The 18,732-nt window shown below is 63.4% G+C and carries 14 protein-coding genes and 1 pseudogene; 8 read left to right on the top strand and 7 right to left on the bottom strand.

The genetic code is table 11. From position 1 onward, the window contains the following. Positions 1-4: 4 nt before the first annotated feature. Entirely contained in the window at positions 5-346 is a 342-nt protein-coding gene (locus tag ELS24_RS06625; RefSeq protein ID WP_127183709.1) for a hypothetical protein, read from the bottom strand. Positions 347-576: 230 nt separating this feature from the next. Here ELS24_RS06625 and ELS24_RS06620 point away from each other — a divergent pair, with 230 nt between their 5' ends. Both ELS24_RS06620 and ELS24_RS06615 read left to right on the top strand, forming a co-directional pair. Next, the gene (locus ELS24_RS06620; protein ID WP_050448523.1) at positions 577-831 is read left to right on the top strand and encodes a type II toxin-antitoxin system RelE family toxin; all 255 of its coding nucleotides are present in this window, start codon (positions 577-579) and stop codon (positions 829-831) included. Then, the gene (locus ELS24_RS06615; protein WP_050448522.1) at positions 815-1,210 is read left to right on the top strand and encodes a helix-turn-helix domain-containing protein; all 396 of its coding nucleotides are present in this window, start codon (positions 815-817) and stop codon (positions 1,208-1,210) included. The genes ELS24_RS06620 and ELS24_RS06615 overlap by 17 nt, the downstream gene beginning before the upstream one ends. Positions 1,211-1,237: 27 nt before the next feature. On the opposite strand, the pseudogene ELS24_RS06610 reads toward ELS24_RS06615, so the two are convergent. Together ELS24_RS06610 and ELS24_RS06605 are read right to left on the bottom strand one after the other, a co-directional pair. Further along, positions 1,238-1,979: pseudogene (locus ELS24_RS06610) on the bottom strand (SDR family oxidoreductase). Positions 1,980-2,015: 36 nt separating this feature from the next. After that, positions 2,016-3,356 (bottom strand): CitMHS family transporter, encoded by a 1,341-nt coding sequence (locus ELS24_RS06605; RefSeq protein WP_269747742.1) that lies wholly within the window; start codon positions 3,354-3,356, stop codon positions 2,016-2,018. Between the two features lie 188 nt (positions 3,357-3,544). Between ELS24_RS06605 and ELS24_RS06600 the strand changes: the two genes are divergently transcribed. The 5 genes from ELS24_RS06600 (at position 3,545) to ELS24_RS06580 (ending at position 8,454) form a co-directional block, all read left to right on the top strand. After that, positions 3,545-4,249, top strand: coding sequence for a response regulator transcription factor (locus tag ELS24_RS06600; protein WP_127183708.1), 705 nt, complete (start codon positions 3,545-3,547; stop codon positions 4,247-4,249). Between the two features lie 3 nt (positions 4,250-4,252). Beyond that, positions 4,253-5,671 (top strand): sensor histidine kinase, encoded by a 1,419-nt coding sequence (locus ELS24_RS06595; protein WP_127183707.1) that lies wholly within the window; start codon positions 4,253-4,255, stop codon positions 5,669-5,671. Further along, positions 5,661-6,758, top strand: a complete 1,098-nt coding sequence (locus tag ELS24_RS06590; RefSeq protein ID WP_370641175.1) for an ABC transporter substrate-binding protein — start codon at positions 5,661-5,663, stop codon at positions 6,756-6,758. Before ELS24_RS06595 ends, ELS24_RS06590 begins: the two co-directional genes overlap by 11 nt. Positions 6,759-6,898: 140 nt before the next feature. After that, positions 6,899-7,984 carry a LuxR C-terminal-related transcriptional regulator gene (locus tag ELS24_RS06585; RefSeq protein WP_050448518.1) on the top strand — a complete coding sequence of 362 codons (1,086 nt, stop codon included), beginning with the start codon at positions 6,899-6,901 and terminating at the stop codon, positions 7,982-7,984. 146 nt (positions 7,985-8,130) lie between these two features. Beyond that, on the top strand, positions 8,131-8,454 hold the full coding sequence (locus tag ELS24_RS06580; protein WP_050448517.1) for a hypothetical protein: 324 nt from the start codon (positions 8,131-8,133) through the stop codon (positions 8,452-8,454). A 116-nt stretch (positions 8,455-8,570) separates the two neighbouring features. Here ELS24_RS06580 and ELS24_RS06575 read toward each other — a convergent pair whose 3' ends face one another. Then, complete coding sequence (locus tag ELS24_RS06575) at positions 8,571-9,419, bottom strand: Bug family tripartite tricarboxylate transporter substrate binding protein (protein WP_240669463.1); 849 nt, start codon at positions 9,417-9,419, stop codon at positions 8,571-8,573. Positions 9,420-9,543: 124 nt separating this feature from the next. Here ELS24_RS06575 and ELS24_RS31045 point away from each other — a divergent pair, with 124 nt between their 5' ends. Further along, on the top strand, positions 9,544-9,696 hold the full coding sequence (locus tag ELS24_RS31045; RefSeq protein ID WP_205737022.1) for a hypothetical protein: 153 nt from the start codon (positions 9,544-9,546) through the stop codon (positions 9,694-9,696). Here ELS24_RS31045 and ELS24_RS06570 read toward each other — a convergent pair. The 3 genes from ELS24_RS06570 to ELS24_RS06560 all read right to left on the bottom strand — a co-directional run bounded on the left by ELS24_RS06570 (position 9,657) and on the right by ELS24_RS06560 (position 18,644). Then, positions 9,657-11,267: a sulfatase family protein gene (locus tag ELS24_RS06570; protein WP_164741222.1), complete on the bottom strand. Its 1,611-nt coding sequence runs from the start codon at positions 11,265-11,267 to the stop codon at positions 9,657-9,659. The two genes, ELS24_RS31045 and ELS24_RS06570, sit on opposite strands and share 40 nt — an antisense overlap. A 264-nt stretch (positions 11,268-11,531) precedes the next feature. Continuing rightward, positions 11,532-12,254, bottom strand: a complete 723-nt coding sequence (locus ELS24_RS06565; protein WP_240669461.1) for an META and DUF4377 domain-containing protein — start codon at positions 12,252-12,254, stop codon at positions 11,532-11,534. A 276-nt stretch (positions 12,255-12,530) separates the two neighbouring features. Then, a complete protein-coding gene (locus ELS24_RS06560) occupies positions 12,531-18,644 on the bottom strand; it encodes a DUF3320 domain-containing protein (RefSeq protein WP_127183704.1) in 6,114 nt (2,037 codons plus the stop codon). Positions 18,645-18,732: the final 88 nt, after the last annotated feature.

Raw genomic sequence — 18,732 nt, 5'->3', positions numbered from 1 at the left:
AGCACTACTTTTGCGTCTGCTGCGCCACGCACATATTCACGACGCCATTGACCAATGCCTCGATCCGATCGCGCTCCGCGCTTTTTTCGTTCGTGACCAGCATGCGGTCATAGGCGGTGTAGTCCTTCAGAAGCACTGACTTTTGCAAGCCGTCCAGCACGCAATTGCAATAGGCCTCTGCACGCGTGTCGACATCGGGCAGCGCACCCGCGCTTTTCTTGAAGCCTTCCACGCAGGCGCTATAGGTCACGCGGCGAACACTCTCGGGGTATTCATTTTTCTTGCCGCATCCCGCCAGCCCCAACACAGCCGCCGCGCCTGCCACCGCGAACCACTTAGCTTGCATCGAACCGCTCCCTGTTGAAATTCAAAACGGTGCATTTTTGCATAGGGAAGGCCCAAGCTGTGACTGGAAGCGGATGTCGTCCTAGAAATCGCAAGTTTGATTGATCTGCCGCAGGGCTTCGCGTTAGAACCGCATTCAGCCGTCACGCGCAGACCAAGAGCATCCACCCGCGCAAAGACGAACTTGAAAATTTATATAGCTTAAGCTATAAATCTACCAGCCGCATTGCCATGTTCTGCATCAACTGGGCCAAGAAGGCCGTCAAACAGTGGCTAAAGCTCCCGATCGCAGACCGAACCCGGGTCGCCGCAGAAATCACCAAGCTGGAGAATTTTCCCGCTGCCTCGAACGTGAAGGCTTTGGAGAATCACCAGTTCGCCTATCGGCTGCGAGTCGGCCGCTATCGGGTGTTGTTCGACGTCCGGGCCGAAATCTGCGTCATAGACATCCAGGAAGTGAAGAAGCGCGATGAAAGCACCTACTGAAACCGCCCAGCGCGCGCACCCCGCGCTACATCCCACCATCCTGGAAGCGGACGGCAAACCGGCATTCGTCGTCTTGCGCTATGCGGAGTACGTTGCCCTTATCGGCGCCAAACCTGTCCCCGTCAACCGCATGCCACGCATCCCTGCAGATGGCACGATTCCACATGAAGTCGTTTCATTGATGGCAGGCAATAACTGGAGCATCATTCGCGCGTGGCGCGAATATCTCGGTATCACGCAGGTGGAAATGGCAGCGCGCTTGGGCATTCGCCAACCCAGCTACGCCGCCATGGAAGCCTCCGGCGCCAAAACGAAGAAAATCACCCGCGAACGTATTGCCGTTGCGATGGGTGTGCAGTTCGACCAGATAGACGTGTAGGCCAAGCCGCATAGGCTACACCCGCCTTCAGCTCATATACACGCCGCCGTTGATCGCGTAGTTGGCGCCCGTCACGAAGGCGGCCTCGTCGGAGGCCAGCCAGGCGCACAGCCCGGCCAGGTCGTGGGCCGTGCCCAGGCGTCCGACCGGTACGCTTTCAACGATGCGGTCCAACAGCGCGGGCGGAAAGGCCTTCACCGTGTCGTCGGCGATGAAGCCCGGCGACACCAGATTCACCGTGACGCCGCGCGCGGCCACTTCCTGCGCCAGCGACCGCGTGAAGCCGATCACTGCGCCCTTGGCTGTGGCGTAATTGATCTGGCCGATCTGCCCTTTTTCCGCCGCCACCGACCCAATGTTGATGATCCGCCCCCAAGCCGCGGTCGGCCATGCTGTCGACCACCTGCTTGGTACTGTTGAAAAGCGTATCCAGGTTGCTGCGCAGCACCGCGGCCCAGTCGGCATAGCCCATCTGGCGAAAGCGCATGTCCAGCATCGATCCGGCGTTGTTGACCAGCACGTCGATCTCGCCGACCTCGCGGCGTACTTTCGCGAACGCCGCCTCGGTCGATGCCCAATCGGTGGCGTCGCCCTCGGACGCGACGAAGTCGTAGCCCAGGGACTTCTGTTCCTTCAACCAGCTATCCCGACGCGAAGAACGCGGGCCGCAACCGGCCACCACGCGGTGTCCCGCCTGATGCAGCGCCTGGCAGATCGCCGTGCCCGTGTGGCCCATTCCGCTGGTGACATAAGCGATACGCAAAGCCATGACCCTTCCTTTATCAATGTGCGGCAGCGCCGCGTATCAAGCACCCGCACCCACAAACGGGAACAGACCAAACGCCAAGGCGGCCGCCAGCATTACCATGCAGACCAGCGTGGCCCACTTCAGCGCATAGCGTTGGTGGTCGCCAAATTCCACACCGGCCAGACCCACCAGCAGATAAGTGGACGGCACCAGTGGGCTCAGCAGATGCACGGGTTGACCGATGAGCGACGCGCGCGCCATTTCAACGGCCGAAATGCCATAGCCCTGCGCCGCTTCGCTCAGGATGGGCAGCACCCCGAAATAGAAGGCGTCGTTCGACATGAAGAACGTGAACGGCAGGCTGACCAGCGCGGTAATGCCGGCCAGATACGGGCCCATCGCATCCGGAATCACGGCAAGCAGGCTGCGCGACATGGCTTCCACCATGCCCGTGCCGGACAAAATTCCCGTGAAGATACCCGCCGCGAAAATCAGCGACACCACCGACAGCACATTGCCCGCGTGCTGCGCAACGCGGCGGCGCTGTTCGGCCAGGTTCGGATAGTTGATGATCAGGGCAACCGCGAACGCGATCATGAACAGCACCGGCAGCGGCAGTACGCCCATCACCAGGCTGACCATCAGCGCCAGCGTCAAACCGGCGTTCACCCACAGCAGCTTGGGGCGGCGCAGGTCGTGGTCGACTTCGATTTCAGGCAGATTCTTGGGGCCGTCTTCGTCGTAGCCGGCATGCATCGACGCCCCCTCCGGCAGCGACAGCACGCCCAGGCGGCGGCGTTCTTTCAGGCCCAGGAAGAAGGCCAGGATAAGCAGCGCCACGATCGCCACCCCCATCACCGGCACCAGCGGAATGAAGATGTCGCCCGCGTCCACATGCAGGGCGCTGGCGGCACGCGCCGTCGGCCCACCCCACGGCGTCAGGTTCATGATGCCGCTGGCCAGCATGGCCAGGCAGGTCATGGACAGCGCGTTCATCTTCAGACGGCGGTACAGCGGCAACATCGAGGCCACCACGATCATGTAGGTGGTCGAGCCGTCGCCATCCAGTGAAATCACCAGCGCCAGCACCGTGGTGCCCACCACGATCTTCAGCGGATCGCCCTTCACGGCGCGCAGGATGCGGCCAACGATGGGATCGAACAGGCCGGCGTCGATCATCACCCCGAAATACAGGATGGCGAACATCAGCATCACGCCGGTGGGCGCAATCTTGCGGATGCCGTCCAGCATCATCTTGTCGATGCCGGCGCCAAAGCCGCCCAGCAACGCAAAAATAATGGGGACAAGAATCAGGGCGACCAAGGGCGACAGGCGCTTGGTCATGATCAACGTCATGAACGTGATCACCATGCCAAAGCCAAGCAGGGTCAACAGCATGAGGGGTATCTCCGACTAGTCGTTGTTATGTGTGGCGCCGTCTCCAGCAAGGGAGGCAGGTGCCGAAGACTAGGAAGAAAAGCTGTCTGGAACCTGTCGTTTTTCCATGCCCGATCGAGCTTATGTGGGCCCTCGAGGCAACCGCCCCAGGGGAAAATGCCCGCGTTCGACGCAGCTACAATCAGCCGATGCGCATCCTGGTGATCGAAGACGACGAGGATCTGGCCGACGCCCTTGTCCGCCGGCTGCGCCGTCTCGGCCATGCCGTGGATCTGCAAAGCGATGGCCTGAGCGCCGACGGCGTGCTGCAATACGAAACCTTCGATCTCGTCATCCTGGACATCGGCCTGCCCCGCATGTCGGGGTTTGACATCCTGCACCGCCTGCGCGACCGCGGCAGCAAGACACCGGTATTGGCGCTGACCGCCCGCATCGACATCGAAGACCGCGTCCATGCGCTCGATACCGGCGCCGACGACTATCTGGCCAAACCCTTTGATTTCCGCGAGCTGGAAGCCCGCTGCCGCGCCTTGCTGCGCCGACCCAGCGCCCAAGCCGCCGGCGTCCTGCGCTTTGGCGAACTTGTCATCGACAGTGCCGCGCGCCACGTGTCCCTGGGCGGACAGCGCATCGACCTGCCCAAGCGCGAATACAGCTTGCTGGAAATTCTGCTGGCCGGCATGAACCGCGCCGTCAGCAAGACCGAAATCGCCAACAAGCTCTTCGCCTTTGACGACGACGCGGCGCCCAACGCCATCGAGGTCTACATTGCGCGGCTGCGTCGCAAGCTGGAAGGCTCGCCGCTACGTATCGAAACGCAGCGCGGCACCGGTTACCTGCTGACGTCCACCGCCCCGTCGGACAACCCCGCGTCCGGCACGCCGCAGGAATAGCCCGTGAAGCTTGGCCGCATTTCCATACGACGCCGCCTGTTGGCAATGCTGCTGACGCTGTTCGCCGTGGGCTTGGCTGCGCTCTACCTGCTGGTGCGCGGCTATGCCCAGCAAACCGCGGACACTACGTACGACCAGTTGCTGCGCGCGTCGGTCCTGTCCATGGCCGACAGCCTGCAACTGGTGCAAGGCAAATGGCAGATGGACATGCCTTACGCCGCGCTGGCATTGCTGGAGCAGTCGCCGCGTGACCGCGTGTTCTATCGCGTGGCGAGCACAGCGGGCTTGCTGATTTCCGGTTACTCCGACCTGCCCGCCGCCCCGGACAACACAGACGCCATCGACACGCCTCGGCTGTACACCACCCGTTTTCAGGGTGAACCGGTGCGCGTGGCCTGGATGGAACGCAAGATCGCCGGGCCGCGCAGCACCGAGACCGCCGTGATCCAGGTCGCGCAAACCCGCGAAGCCCGCAACGCGCTGGCCGACAGCATTCTCTGGCAAGGCACCTTGGCGCTGATCGGTTTCACGAGTGCAGCGCTGGCGCTGGCCTACTGGGGCTTGCAGCGATCCCTGTCGCCCATCCAACGCATCGAACACGAGTTGGCCACCCGCAGCGCGTCCGACCTGCACCCCATCGCGGCGCCCGTGCCCGAGGAATTGGACACCCTGGTGCATTCCCTGGATGGCTTCATGGCCCGCCTGTCCGACAACCTGGACACCTTGCGCCTGTTCATCGCCGAAGCCGCGCATCAGTTGCGCACACCGCTTGCCGCGCTGCACGCGCAGATGGAAGTGGCGCTGGACGAAGACGACCCCGACGAACAGCGCCGCAGCCTGCTGGCGGTATTGCGCAACGCGGAAAAACTGTCGCGGCTGGTCAACCAACTGCTTAGCGACGCCAGCGTCATCCACCGCAGCAACGTCAAGCAGTTCCAGCTCGTCGACCTGGCCGAACTGCTGCGCCAAGCCGCCTATGACACCGTGCCGCAAGCCGCGCCTCAGCCCGACGTGCGCCTGCACCTGCCGGACACCGAGCCCGATCGGGAACCCGGCCGCCCAGCGCCCACTATCCTGGGCGACAACCTGATGCTGCGCGAAGCCTTCAAGAACCTGATCGACAACGCCTTGCGACACGGCGCCCGCGCTGGCGGTCACATCGACATCACGCTTGACGCGCACGAGCATGGCTGGCGCATCACCGTCGCCGACCCCGGGCCAGGCATTCCCCCCGCGTTGGCCAACGCCGCGTTCGAACGCTTCACGCGCGGCCCCAACCCACGCACCCCTGGCGCGGGGCTGGGCCTGTCCATCGTCAAGCGCGTTGTCGACATCCACCAAGGAAAACTCAGCTTGAGCAACCGCGTGGGCGGCGGACTGGATGCGGTCATCACCTTGCCGGCAGGCCGCCATGATGCGTAGCGCGCTGATGTGGGTCCGCACGCTGCTTGGCGCGCTCGCCCTGCTGTGGATTGCCGCCATGACGACGGTGACGGCCGCCGAAGTCAGCCGCGACGGCCTGACGCTTGGGCCCGAAGACAGCAAGAACGTGCTGGTCCTGCATGCGTCCAACAGCGTGCAGGTGTTCAAGGGCGTGCTGGAAGATTTCACCCGTTTGAATCCAAGCTTGCGGCTCGAATACACCGAGCTGTCCACGCAGCAGCTCTACCAGGACGCGGTCGAGCGCGCGCGCCAGGACCCCACCGCCAGGCGCGGCCCCGACCTGATCATCAGCAGCGCGATGGACCTGCAGACCAAGCTCGTCAACGACGGCTATGCACAACGTCACGTGTCGCCGGAAACGCGCGCCCTGCCCGCCTGGGCGAATTGGCGCGACGAAGTCTTCAGCATCGGCACCGACCCCATCGTCATGGTCTACAACACGGACAAGCTCGACGCCGCGCGCGTGCCTCATACGCGGCGCGCGCTGCTGTCCCTGCTGCAAGCGCCCGACCGGCCGCTGGCCGGCAGCATTTCGACCTACGACGTGGAAGGCAGCGGCATCGGCTATCTGGCCGCCACGCAGGACACGCGCCTGGACAGCATGGCCGGCGCCTTGCTGGCCGCGTTCGGCCGCAATGGCGTCACCACTCACGAGTCCACCGAAGACGCCCTGGACAAGCTGGAACGCGGCGATATCACGCTGGCGTACAACCTGCTGGAGTCCTACACCCGGCACCGCATCGACCAGGGCGCCCCGCTGGCCATCATCTATCCGCAGGACTACACCCTGATGCTGTCGCGCTCCGCCATCATTCCAAAGCAGGCGCCACGCGGCGACCTGGGCGCGCTGTTGCTCGACTACTTGCTCTCGCCCCGAGGGCAGGAAATGCTGGCCAAGCAATCGGGCATGCAGCCCGTCAATGCCTCGGTCGTTCCGGCCGCCGGCATCCGCCCCATGGCGCTGGGCGTGGGATTGCTGGTGTACCTGGATACGCTGAAAAAGCGGCATTTCCTGGATTTATGGCGGGCCGCGATCCTGCCGCCGGGCGATGCGCCCGCGCCCTGATGGAACCATCCCGGTGCACACGCATCAGGTGGTTCATTAATCCTGCTCCGCTGCCAGGATTAGGCATGTATGTTGCGCAATGATCGCAAATTCGCGGGCATAATTTCCGCTCGGGCCGACGGCCACGTTGGGGACACACCATGCTCAAGCATCAGATTGTCTTCTCCCGCGCAATGGAGGCCGTGCACCACCTGACCGACCCCAACCCGCCCTGGCATGACATCCTGCGCACAGCGCGAGATCTGGTCGGCGCCGATAGCGGCACGCTGATCGTGTTCGACGCGCGCAACAAGCTGTCGAACCTGTCCGCCATCGGTTTTTCCGACGCCTGCTTCGCGGACTACCAAGGGCATTACTACCGTCATGACGTCCTGGAACATGACTCGCGCACGGCGCCCGCCGGCACCTGGCTGGACACCGCCCGCATGTACAGCAGCGCCCAACTGCAGCGCACGGAGTTCTACGCCGACTTCATGGTCAAGCACCGCATGGCGCAGATCATTTCGCTGATCGTCGAGTCCAACTCCGTGCTGCATGCGTCCATCGGCTTCCAGCGCTCCACCATCGATGCCAAAGCCAGCGCGCGCCTGCAGACAGGCGACTTCGCCCGGTACTTCCGCCTGTTGCAAAGCCAGCTTGCACAGCGCCAAAAGGCCTTGACCATCGGCTGGAATTCAGTGGAAAGCGCCTTTTCGGAAGTCAACGAAGCGGTGCTGCTGATCAACCAGGAGTCCATGGTCAACAGGATTTCGGCGCTCGCTCGGCAATATGTGGAAGATGCTCGCGGCTGGATCGTGCGCGGCGGCAGGCTGCGCCACGCCGACGCCAAAAGCCAGCGTCTGTTCGACGTCTATTGCGTCGCCACCTTCCACGACGGCCAGACCCGCTCGCTGGCCACGGCCGCGGGTTGGGGCGAATTCGACTGGATGGATATCAGCACCGCGCCCGACGCGCTAAGCCTGCTGGGTGGCCGCTTGCTGCTGGTGCGCTTGCGCCGCAAAAGCGCATTCTGCAAACCCGACGTCGACAAGCTGAAAGCCGTGTTCGACATCACCCATGCCGAAGCCGCCGTGCTGGCGGGTTTGGCGGCCGGCCACAGCGTGGAAGAAGTGGCGACGCTGCGCCAGTCATCGGTGCTGACCGTGCGCAAGCAGGTCGCCTCGTTGCTGAGCAAAATGGAATGCAGCCGCCAGGCGGAATTGGTGCGGCTGGCATCCCTGCTATAGCGCAAACGCGGTATGCGCTCCGGTAGCCGTCCCGGGGGATCAGCCAGGCGTAATCAATTTTGGGTATGCGATGGGCACCCAGCCGCCCTACGATGAGTCCGAAGCCATGAGGGAGAGGGATTGCTATCGTGATCAAGGAGTCATTCATGAAGACTGTCCTTTCGTTCCGAGTGTTCGTCCCGGTGGTGCTGGCCGCCGGCTTGCTGTCTGGCCCCACTTTTGCGCAGCAGGCCGTCGCCCCCGCGACCGCCGTGCAAACGCCCGATGTCCCGAAAAGCCACGACGACGTCATGCGCGACCTGGCCGCCTGGCGGGAGGCTGGCGTCGAGCAAAAATGGGAAGGCGACGAGACGCCCGACATCTACAGTGGGGCATATGTCGCCAGCTATAGGAAGTATGTGGACACGGTGCATCCTGCCAATGCCACAACCCCGATGCAGACGCCATCGCAGAATCAAGGCAAATGGTGAGCGTGGCGGATAGGCATGGCGGTCAAGGCCGGTAGCGGGAACGTACCGGTCTGCCGCCATCGGGCGATGTGCTCTTGGTGTTTTGCCGCTGCGTTCCCTGAGCTCCCTGCGTTCTGCTATTGGCCCTTGATCCCCGCCGAATCAATCACGTCGGCCCAACTACCCGCCTGGGTTTGCACCCACTCTTTCGCGACAGCGTGGCCGGAAAATGGCGCGCGCATGCCCAGGCTGGCAATGCTGGCCAGAAACTCCGGCGACGCATAGACCTGTGCCAAGGTTTCGTCCCACTTCGCGGCAACATCGGCCGGTATCCCCCGCGGCGCCATGACAAGAAAGGCGAATGCCGCTTCAAAGTCCTTCAAGGATTCCACACCCACCTGCGCCATCGCTGGAACACCGGCCAAGCCAGGGTCGGGTTCGCGTGACGAAACGGCCAATGCACGCATCTTGCCTGCCTTGACGTGCGGCTGCACTGCCGACGCGGCCAGGAATCCGGCCTGGATCTGGTCTCCCAACAAGGCATTGACGGCGCCCGCACTGCCCCGGAAAGGCACATGCGCCACCTCGAAGCCGAGGCTCAGCTTGAGCTTTTCAAAGGCCAGATTTCCCGGGCTGCCGTAGCCCGCGGACGAATAAGTGATGACATTCGATTTGGCGAAGCGCAAGAATTCTTCCATTGTGGCCACGCCCAGATCGGGGCGAACGGCCAGCGCCAATCCGAAGCTGCCGGCAATACTGAGCGGCTCCAGGTTTAGGGTAAAGTCTTCGGCCTGCTCGCTGAAGACGTGCGGGTTGACGGTCATCAGCGTGTCCAGGGTCAACAGAAGTGTGTAGCCGTCCGGATCGGCATTGGCGACGGCCTTGGCGCCGATGTTGCCAGATGCGCCCGGACGATTTTCCACGATGATCGTCTGGCCCAACAGCTTGCCGGCATGCATTGAAATGGCGCGGGCGCAGATATCCAAAGGACCCGCCGGCGAGGAATTGACAATCAGCCGAATGGGACGCGTGGGGTATGTGTTGGGTGCGGCGGCCGTAGCGGCGGCGGCCGGTGCCGCGGCGGCCGTAGCGGCGACAGAAGCGCTTGCAATGAACAACGCCGTGCAAATGAATGACGCCGTGCAAAACAAGAACCGCGAAGACTTGAACATGGTGCTCTCCGGTGTGGCGGCGGCTGGCAAGCCGCCGACCTGGCGAATGCGTCAGGCAATTGCCGTGGGGTTGGGGCTGGTTTCCGCGTAGCGGATCATCGTTCGCGACAGCGCCATCAGCAGTTCACCGCGCCGCGCCTCGGCGGCGGGGTCGTGCCATAGATTGCGCAGTTCGTGGGGGTCTTCGTGCAGGTCGTACAGCTCGCCCCAATCGGCGTCGGCGTACACGCTCAAGCGGTGGCGCGATGTTTGCAGCGTTCGCATCCGCGTGCGGCCGGGAAAGCCGAACATCGTGCGCTGGCCTTCCTCTTCGATCAGCAGCGCATCGCGCAACGTGTCAGTGGCGCCCGACATCAACGGCAATAAGGATTGGCCTTGCATGCCGTTGTAGGCGGGCAGCCGTGCGCGCGCCAGCACGGTGGCGGCGATATCGGTCGTGGCGCACAACGCCTGGCTGCGCGCGGCCGTCAGCCCGGCTTGCGGATCACGCCAGATGAACGGCGCGCGGATCAGGCCCTGGTAGTGGATTGGGCCTTTGAACAACAACTGGTGGTCGCCCAGGAAGTCGCCGTGGTCGCTCGTGAAAATGACCACCGTGTTCTCGTCCAGGCCCGTATCGCGCAGCACCTGCATGACGCGGCCGATCGTCGCGTCGATATGGCTGATGGAACCGCAGTTCAGCGCAATCGCTTCCCGGGCTTCGCGTTCGGTGCAGGCGAACACGGCCGGCGTGTGCTTGACCGCCATGTTCAGGTCGCGCTGCCGATACAGCCATGCCACGTGCGGGGGTGGGTGATGATGGGCGCCCCGGCTGGCGTGAAACGATTCAGGCAGCGCCACATCGTCGGGCCGATACAGATCCCAATACTTGCCAGACGGCGTGTAGGGATGGTGCGGGTCGGGAAATGAACATTGGATGAAGAACGGGGCTGTGCCCTTGGCGTGCTGGCGAAGTTGCGCAATGGTTTGGTCACCGATGTAGGCGGTGGTGGAGCATTGCTCGGGAACGCGCGTGCGCCACGCCTGCCCGTGTTGGGCCAGCACGAATTCCGGCGTGCTGAAAGCATGCTCGGCCCCCCACAGCCGCCGCGCTTCCGGATGCTCGCGGGCGAGCCAGCGTGCGTAATGGCCACCGACCTGGTCTCCGTGGTCAAGCGCCAAGCGCACGGTGTCGAACCCGTAGAACGGCGTCTTCACATCATGGCCTGGGTGATCGCGCCACATTGGCCCCCACTCCTGGTCGTAGTCACCGGGCTCGGGCCGCCACGCTTCACCCCGCGCAACGTTGTCGTTTGCCGGGGGCCAGGCGGGACCCATGCCCGTCATGTTCTGCAAATGCGATTTGCCGATCAGCGCGGTGGCGTAACCGGCGTCACGCAGCCGTTCAACGAAAGTTGTTGCGCGCTGGGATAGCGCAATGCCGTTGTGGCGCACCCCATGCGCCGAGGGCATGCGGCCCGTCATCAAGGTGGCGCGATTGGGCATGCAGATCGGGGACGCGACATAGAAGCGGTCGGCGGACCACCCCTGCGCGGCCAAGGCATCCAGCGCTGGAGTTTGCAGCAGGGCGTTACCGTAACTACCCACGTGATCCGCGCGCTGCTGATCCGTGATGAATAGCAGGAAGTTGGGCTGCAAGTTGGAGTGCATAGTGGGCTGCATCGGGTCTCCTTGCCTCTGGCTCATGTCGGCCTGGCTGTTTTGATGCGGCCATTATGGGTAGCGCTTTGAGCGCCTGCGAGCCTGTAGCCCCTTATGTAGGACGCATTCGCGGGGTCGCTAGCACCGTCGATCGAGATAGCTCACTGGTTCAGAACACGCCGGGCCTATCCGCCAACGCTCAAGCCGTCATGAAACCGAAGAGCGACACACGAAAAAAAGCCGGGCCGCTTACACGGCCCGGCATTTTCATTGACGTCCTTGCGCTTACTTTTTCGACGCGTCCTGCTCCACCACCATATCCAGCACATACACCTTGGACGGCGCATCAGCAGGCGGGTTCTTCCCGTCGTAACGCTTCACGCGCAGCACGGTGCGCACGCCTTCCTGGTGCTCAAACCCTTCGATGGATTGATACAGCGGCTGCCATTTATCCTGCGTCGGCTGCTGCACGCCGGCTTCGTTGTAGCGGCGTTCGCGTACCATCAGGCACTGGTAATTGGGAATCATTGGATGGCTGCACTCGGCCTTCTTGGCAGCCACTTCCAGGAACATGATCTGGCCCGCGCTGCCGTACAGCGTCTCGGGCGTGGGCTCACCCACGAACTTCAACACGGTGCCGTCCTTGCCCACGAGCTCCAGCGCGGGTTCATGCGTATCGCCAGACATCGTGGCGCGCAGATCGCCTTTCAGGCGCTCGTTGATCTCGGCATCCAGTTGCATCAAACTCTGCTCGCAAGCCTTCATCGTGGACGCCAGGTTATCCACTTGCAGCACGCCATTCTGATAGCGATAACCGCCAAACTGCGTATTGCAGCCCCCGCGAATATTCAAGGCATCCTTCGTGAAGGCCAGGCGCAGCTGATGCTCAACGCCCGCTTGCAAGGTCGGAATCGACTTGCCGGCTGCATCGGTGGCGGAAACCAGACGCCAGTAATACGCGGGCAAGCTCAGTTGGCTGGCGGGCGACGTCGCGGTAGAAGTGGGCATGGAGGACGATCCTTCGCTGGGAGACGAAACGGGAGCGCAAGCCTGTAGCAGCGCGGCGCATGCGGACGCAAGTAGGATTATTTTTTTCATGGTTCGTTCCTATGAGCCGTATGGCACTGATCAAAAGCGGCATTCTACGTCCGCGGTATGGACGGATCAGGCGCAGCGCGGGGCAGAGGGTTTCAAAATCTTGCCAGGCGAGCCTGCACGCGGTGCGAGCTTACAGTCTGAAACCTTCGCGCCCGGGACAGGCCCGGTCCCGAGAGCGCGCAGTCCCTACCCCACCCGCAACATCCCCATCTCTTCACGCACCACGCCTCGCTGCGCCAGGCCGGCTATTGCGTGTGCGATGCGTGCTTCCGCATCCGCCAACGTACGCGACATGCCCAGCAGCCGGCACACTGACTTGATCACATCCGCTTTCGGCGCGTTGCCGGTCATGGCCAGCACGTGCAGCACGCCGTTCGCCAGCTCCTGGATGCAGACATCATCCACGCGGCGGCGCGTGGCGTCGTCGTCGCTTGCGCCGCGAAAGCCGTTCCAGGTTTCGGGTGTGACGCCGGCGGGCCAATAGAAGGTGGCCTCGGCTTCATCCGTCTGGCCGACTTCCATTGGCGTTAATGTCCGCAAGCGTTCAACGATCCGGACGCCTGTGCGTTCCAGGCCCCAGGCTCGGGCGACTTTACGGTGCAGCACGGTCTCGGCGATGGGGCCTTCCGTGTCGATGACCAGGCGTAATTGTTCCGCCAATTGCGCGTTGTTGGCGCGGCTGTAGAAGGCGTCTGGGTCACCGGCGGCAGTGCTCAGGTCGGCCAGTTGATAGGTCGCGATGCCGCCCGTGGATGCGCTGACTTCCGCGCTGACTTCCGCGCTGACTTTCGCGCTGTCCGCCGGCGCCCACGCGGCATCGCCCTCTTCGGTCGTGATCACAAACTCCACGGCGCCTTCGGGTTTAGTAGCGGCTCTGGCATCGGCTCCGGCTTCGATTGCGGTTTCCGCTTGAATAGCAGCTTCGGCTTCAACTTCGGCTTCGCCTTCAGCCTCTGCGTCCTCCACCTCGGGCTCGTCCTCGACCTTGCGTTCCAGCTCCGCGTTCAAGCGGGCCAGGATCTTCTCCACCTCTCGTTCAGGGTTGATCCACCAGTCGGTGGACCACACCCGATGCAAGCGCCAGCCCAACCCTTCAAGCACCACCTGACGCAAGCGATCGCGATCGCGCGCAGTAGCGCCCGAGTGATACGCGCGGCCGTCGCACTCGATGCCCATCAGATAGCGCCCCGGCGCACGCGGGTCCACCACGCCCATGTCAATGCGGTAGCCGGAGCAGCCCACTTGCGGGTGCACCACCCAGCCATGATTGCGCAGCACCTTGATGACCTGGGTTTCAAACGGGCTGTCCGGCTCGCGGCCGGTCGGCAGCGATTGTTCGACCAAGGCGCGCGGCCCTTTCAGCGCAAACTCCAGGTAGTGCTTCAAGTCGCGCACACCCCGTGCGCGCACCCGCGACAGGTCTATCTGTTCCGGCATCAACGTGCTGTAGATCACCACGCCTTCGCGCGCGCGGGAGATCGCCACGTTCAGACGGCGGTGTCCGCCTTCGCCGTTCAGCGGCCCGAAGTTCATCGTCATCTTTCCGGCGGCGTCCGGGCCGAACGTGATCGAGAAATAGATGACATCGCGTTCGTCGCCCTGCACGTTCTCCAGGTTCTTGATGAACAGCGGTTCACGGGACTGCGCCGAGATCGCCTTGTCGAGTTCCGCGTTGGCGCGGCGGCGGGCATCCAACAGGGTTTCGATCAGGGATTGCTGCGGCTGGTTGAACGTCACCACGCCCAAGGTTTGGCGGCGGCGCGACTTGTCCAGATAGTGCTGCTCGATGCCTTGCACAATGGCTTCGGCTTCGCGGCGGTTGGTGCGGCTACCGCCCCGGTCGTAGATACCCGCGACCTTCTCCAGGCGCACGGCCACGTCATCCGTGACGGGCGACGGGAAGGTGATCAACTGCGAGTCGTAATAGGTGACGTTGCTGAACGTGATCAGGCTTTCGTGCTTGCTGCGGTAATGCCACTGCAAACGCAGACGGTTCATGTCGGCGCCCAGGCATTCATCCAGAATGCTCTCCAGATCTTCGACCTGGCCATCGTCACCCACGCCATCGTCTTCTGGCGCGGACTTGCTGAAGAAGCTTGTGGGCGGCAACTGCTTGGTATCGCCCACCACCACCACTTGCTGGCCGCGCGCAATGGCGCCCACCGAATCCCACACCGGAATCTGCGACGCTTCGTCGAACACCACGACATCAAACTGCGAATGACCGGCGTCCAGATATTGCGCCACCGACAAGGGCGACATCAGCAGGCAAGGCTTGAGCTTGGGCAGCAGGGAAGGCAAGCGCTGCATCAGTTGGCGCACGGGTACGTGGCGCGTCTTCTTTTGCAGTTCGCGGCGCAGCAGGCCCAGTTCGCTGTCCGGGCTGACCAGCACGCCATTGCCATCGGGCACTTTGCCAGCCAACACGGCGGAGATGTAGGCGGATGTGAGCTTCTGGAAGCGGTCGTCGGCATCGCGGAATTCGCGGATCTTGCGCTCGTGGTCCGCACTGGAAAACGCGCGCAACACGGGGGTATGGTCGATGACCTTCTTCACCCACCAATTGCGATAACTGAACTCAAAATGCGCCTCGATCTGCTCCAACGGAACGCGGCCCTGCTCAAGAGAAGCGACCAAACCTTGCAGTTGCAACGCAATGGCCTGCTCGCGCGCCTGACGCCATACGCACCACGGCATCAAGAACTGCTTGTTATGGCGCCAGCCCGCCAGCACGCCCTGAATGCGTTCCAGAGCACCGTTGGCGTCCGATGCGCCCGCCAGTGCCTCGGTGGGTTTGGCCAAGGCATCGACTTCCGCCAACCGATCTTGCTGGACGCGCCACGCATCGCGATACGCCAGCAAGGCCTTGCCCAGCGGTGAACCCGGTTGCAGGAAGGCGCGGTTTTCACCCACCAGCGCTTGCAGGCGCGTGCGCAAGTCCGCAGCGGAAATGGGATCGCCCGCCACCTGCGTGACCGCATCGGCAAAGCGCGCCGCCCATTGCTCATGGCGCTGGACCTGTTCCCAATCTGTTGTCAGACCGGTGTAGCTCTCTTGCAGCAAACGCTGCGCGTCTGCCTTCAGCACCGCCAGTTCGCGGTCTTCGATATTCACCAGGGCCAAGGGCGTCAGCATCGCGGTAATCGCGGCCTCGTCCGGGCGTTGGCTATCCGTGCGATACCTCGCCAGCCGCTTGCGGATGCCGCCCTTGGCGAAGATGGACTTCGGCCACCATGCCGAACATGCCGACAACCATTCGGCCTTCAGCGTATTGGCATCAAGCTCGGCCAACTGCGCGTTCCATTGCGCGCCCACCTGCGCCCAATGCGCGTTGCGCGCCAAACCGTGGCGGGCCAGCGCCTGCACCTGAAAGCGGGCGGCGGGGTCGTGCGCTTGCGTGGCCAGGCCCGCAGGCACTTGGGGCGCGGCAAGCAGCACGTCGATCAACTGATCCAGATGTGCATAGGAATCCAGGCTCAAGCCTTGCGCCGGTAACCCAAGCCCCTCGCCCGCAGCCTCTGCCTGCGCCTGGAAGCCTGCCACCGCTTGCTCCAGCGCCTGCGCCGCGGCCAACAACGCGTCTTGCCAACTGGGGCTCCATTCGGCCATGCCGATGTGCGCCAGCGGATGGCCATGCAGCACGCCAAGTTCCTTGGACAAGGTCGACATGCGACGCGCGGTCTCGCGCAATTGCGCCAGGTCTTTGACTTGATGCGCCTGCGCGTCGGCCCAGAACATCGGTGACGGCTCCTTGCCCGCGTTCTGGATGCAGGTGCCGATGGCGTCATACACCGTCAGGCCGTTGGCATGCGTGTGATGCAGCGCGTCGACCAAACCGTTCAAGTCCTGGCGCAGCACGGTCAGGCGCTCGGCTTCACGCGCCCAATCATCGCCGGTGCGCTGGCCGCTGTGGTCCAGCGCCTTTCCAAGCTGTTGCAGCACCTCGGATTTTCGAGCCTTGGACGAGTGCAGTTCCAGGCAGAACGGGCCAAGTCCGATATTGGCCAAACGGCGATGCACCACTTCCAGCGCGGCCATTTTTTCCGAGACGAACAACACCGTCTTGCCGCGCGCCAGCAGATGCGCGATCAGGTTCGTGATGGTCTGGCTCTTGCCCGTGCCCGGCGGCCCTTCCAGCACCAGATCGCGACCCGCGTCCACCGCGCAGATCGCCTTCAACTGCGACGAATCGGATAGCAGCGGCGTCAACAGGTCTTCGGGTTTGTAGCTGTCGTCCAGGCGATCAAAGCGTTGATCAAACGGTTCTTTTGCAAACGCCTGCCCGGGGTGATCGATCAGATGTCTGACGACGCGGTTGGCTTTCAACTGCTCGGTGCGGTCTTGCAGGTCTTTCCACATCAGGTACTTGGTGAACGAGAAGATCCCCAGATGCACCTGTTCCAGCACCTCCCAACCCGCGATTTCCCGCACGGCCAGCCGGAACGCCTGCAACACGCGCGCTACGTCCACGCCCTTGTCGTCGGCGGGCAGGACGTCCAGGCCCGGAATGCGCAGCTCGTAGTTGTTGCGCAGCATCTGCAACAACGTGGGGTTGATGATGGTCTCGTCGTCGTGGCGCACCAACCGGAAGCCGCTGCGCACCGACTGCCGTTGCAACGACACCGGCACCAGGATCAGCGGCGCCAGATGCGCGCTTTCCGCGCCAGGGCTTTCGGTCCAGCGCAGCATGCCCATCGCCAGGTACAGCGTGTTGGCGCCGCCCTCTTCCTGCCCGGTGCGCGCCGCGCCGAAGATGGTCAGCAGGTTGGCGTCCAGCGCTTCCTGCGTGACGCGCGCAATCAATTCCTTGTTGCCCAATGCGTCCAGCGCCATATCGTCCAGCGGTGCGCGGCCGCCCCGGCCCACGTGCACCTCGGCCATGCGCGGATCGCTGCCGTCCATCAAGGCGGCGGGCAACGGGCGTATGCGGAATTCGCTGCCATCGACAATGGCGTCTTCCAACTTGGCCAGATCCGGCACGACGAGCGGCAAGGTGGACTTGGTCAGCTTGAAATTCAGCAGACGGTTGCGCAACGTCAGGTCCAACAGGCGCGATTTCCACTTGGCCAGCCGGCCTTCCGGCGTGTCGTCGGCGGGCTCCAGGCTGATCACGAACTCCGGGTCCAGCGGCGGCAGGTCGGGGGTGGGTTCGATGGCGGCGGGTAGCTCGGCGTCATCCGCATCTGTCGGCGCAACCGACACCCCACGCGACGGCAGCGGCTTGATCTGCAATTCACGCGCGCGATGCACGTCGATGGCGTAGCGAAAGGTGCCCTCTTCGCGCAAATGCGCCGCGCCCTGCTCCAGCGCGCGCCGCAACGACGGCCGGAAGTTGGGATGCTGCGCGATGCCGGTCGTTTCGAAGACCAGGAATTCGCCGCTGTCCACGCGCTTTCTTACCGCCTGCACGTCGTCCGTCAACGGGTCTGCAAAGCAGGCCTGATGCAACCACACGCCCACCCAGGCGTGCCCGTCCTTCATCAGGATGACCGGGCGCAAGCCGGCTTGCTCCAGGCAGGACGAGAACAGCATCGCCAAGTCCAGACACGTTGCGACCCGTGCGTCCATGATGCGGTCCGGCGTGCGGATCTTCTGGCCGTCCACGCCAAACGAGGCGGGCGGCTCGGCGTAATGCAGCGATTCGGCCGCCAGCGTGCTGTAGATGGCGGACACCTGCTTCCACACAACGTCGCGGCTTTTGGACTGGTAGCCGTTCATCTGCAGATCGGCGTGCTGCGCGCGCAGCAGCTTGGACGCCTTGCCGATCAGCCCGTCCACGGCCGGATTGTTCGGCATGGAAAACGCCGCCAGCAATTCCGGCAAGGCGCGCGTGCCGGCCCATTGGTCGTACGCCAGCACGGAAATCGCTTGTGAAGCCCGACCGATTTCCTGCGTGCCTGACTGCACCACGACGTCGATGCTGGCGCGCACGGCTTCTTGCAAGTCGGCCACGTAGCTGTGGTCAGGCGTCAGGTCCAGCGGGGAAATCCGGCGGATTTCTCCGGGCACCAACACGTCAAAGCGCAGCGTCACCGGTTGGGCAAAAGCGGGGTTGCAGCGGAGGCGGACTTCAATATTCTCGAAGGTGTGCGCCGAGCGATTCGTCACGCGCAACGTCCGAACGATCGGAACCGCGTTCTGAATCGAGGCGTAGCCCAGCGTGGAGTCGGCGTCGATGTCGATGATGATGGCGTCTGACGTGTTCAACCGCGTGGTGTGCACCACGTCGGTCTGCATCGTGCCGGCCTGCGCCGCGCCTTCCTGGATCACCTGTGGTTCCAGGTCTTGTCGCTTATCCATCGATATCTCTCGGTTCGGTTCCGCGCTGGCCGACGCCGGCAGCGAAAATCTGCAATGCGGGATTTTAAAACGCGAAGACGCCTCCCCC

Source organism: Achromobacter spanius, from assembly GCF_003994415.1.
In the GTDB taxonomy this organism is placed as follows: domain Bacteria; phylum Pseudomonadota; class Gammaproteobacteria; order Burkholderiales; family Burkholderiaceae_B; genus Achromobacter; species Achromobacter spanius_C.
This window is presented reverse-complemented; position numbering and strand designations above follow the sequence as displayed.

Excerpts from the sequence above, each read along its gene's own strand:
- ELS24_RS06615 (WP_050448522.1), top strand. The coding sequence starts at position 815 with ATGAAAGCACCTACTGAAACCGCCCAGCGCGCGCACCCCGCGCTACAT.
- ELS24_RS06560 (WP_127183704.1), bottom strand. The coding sequence starts at position 18,644 with ATGGATAAGCGACAAGACCTGGAACCACAGGTGATCCAGGAAGGCGCG.
- ELS24_RS06590 (WP_370641175.1), top strand. The coding sequence starts at position 5,661 with ATGATGCGTAGCGCGCTGATGTGGGTCCGCACGCTGCTTGGCGCGCTC.
- ELS24_RS06580 (WP_050448517.1), top strand. The coding sequence starts at position 8,131 with ATGAAGACTGTCCTTTCGTTCCGAGTGTTCGTCCCGGTGGTGCTGGCC.
- ELS24_RS06565 (WP_240669461.1), bottom strand. The coding sequence starts at position 12,254 with ATGCCCACTTCTACCGCGACGTCGCCCGCCAGCCAACTGAGCTTGCCC.
- ELS24_RS06625 (WP_127183709.1), bottom strand. The coding sequence starts at position 346 with ATGCAAGCTAAGTGGTTCGCGGTGGCAGGCGCGGCGGCTGTGTTGGGG.
- ELS24_RS06605 (WP_269747742.1), bottom strand. The coding sequence starts at position 3,356 with ATGCTGTTGACCCTGCTTGGCTTTGGCATGGTGATCACGTTCATGACG.
- ELS24_RS06600 (WP_127183708.1), top strand. The coding sequence starts at position 3,545 with ATGCGCATCCTGGTGATCGAAGACGACGAGGATCTGGCCGACGCCCTT.
- ELS24_RS31045 (WP_205737022.1), top strand. The coding sequence starts at position 9,544 with ATGAACAACGCCGTGCAAATGAATGACGCCGTGCAAAACAAGAACCGC.
- ELS24_RS06570 (WP_164741222.1), bottom strand. The coding sequence starts at position 11,267 with ATGCAGCCCACTATGCACTCCAACTTGCAGCCCAACTTCCTGCTATTC.
- ELS24_RS06585 (WP_050448518.1), top strand. The coding sequence starts at position 6,899 with ATGCTCAAGCATCAGATTGTCTTCTCCCGCGCAATGGAGGCCGTGCAC.
- ELS24_RS06620 (WP_050448523.1), top strand. The coding sequence starts at position 577 with ATGTTCTGCATCAACTGGGCCAAGAAGGCCGTCAAACAGTGGCTAAAG.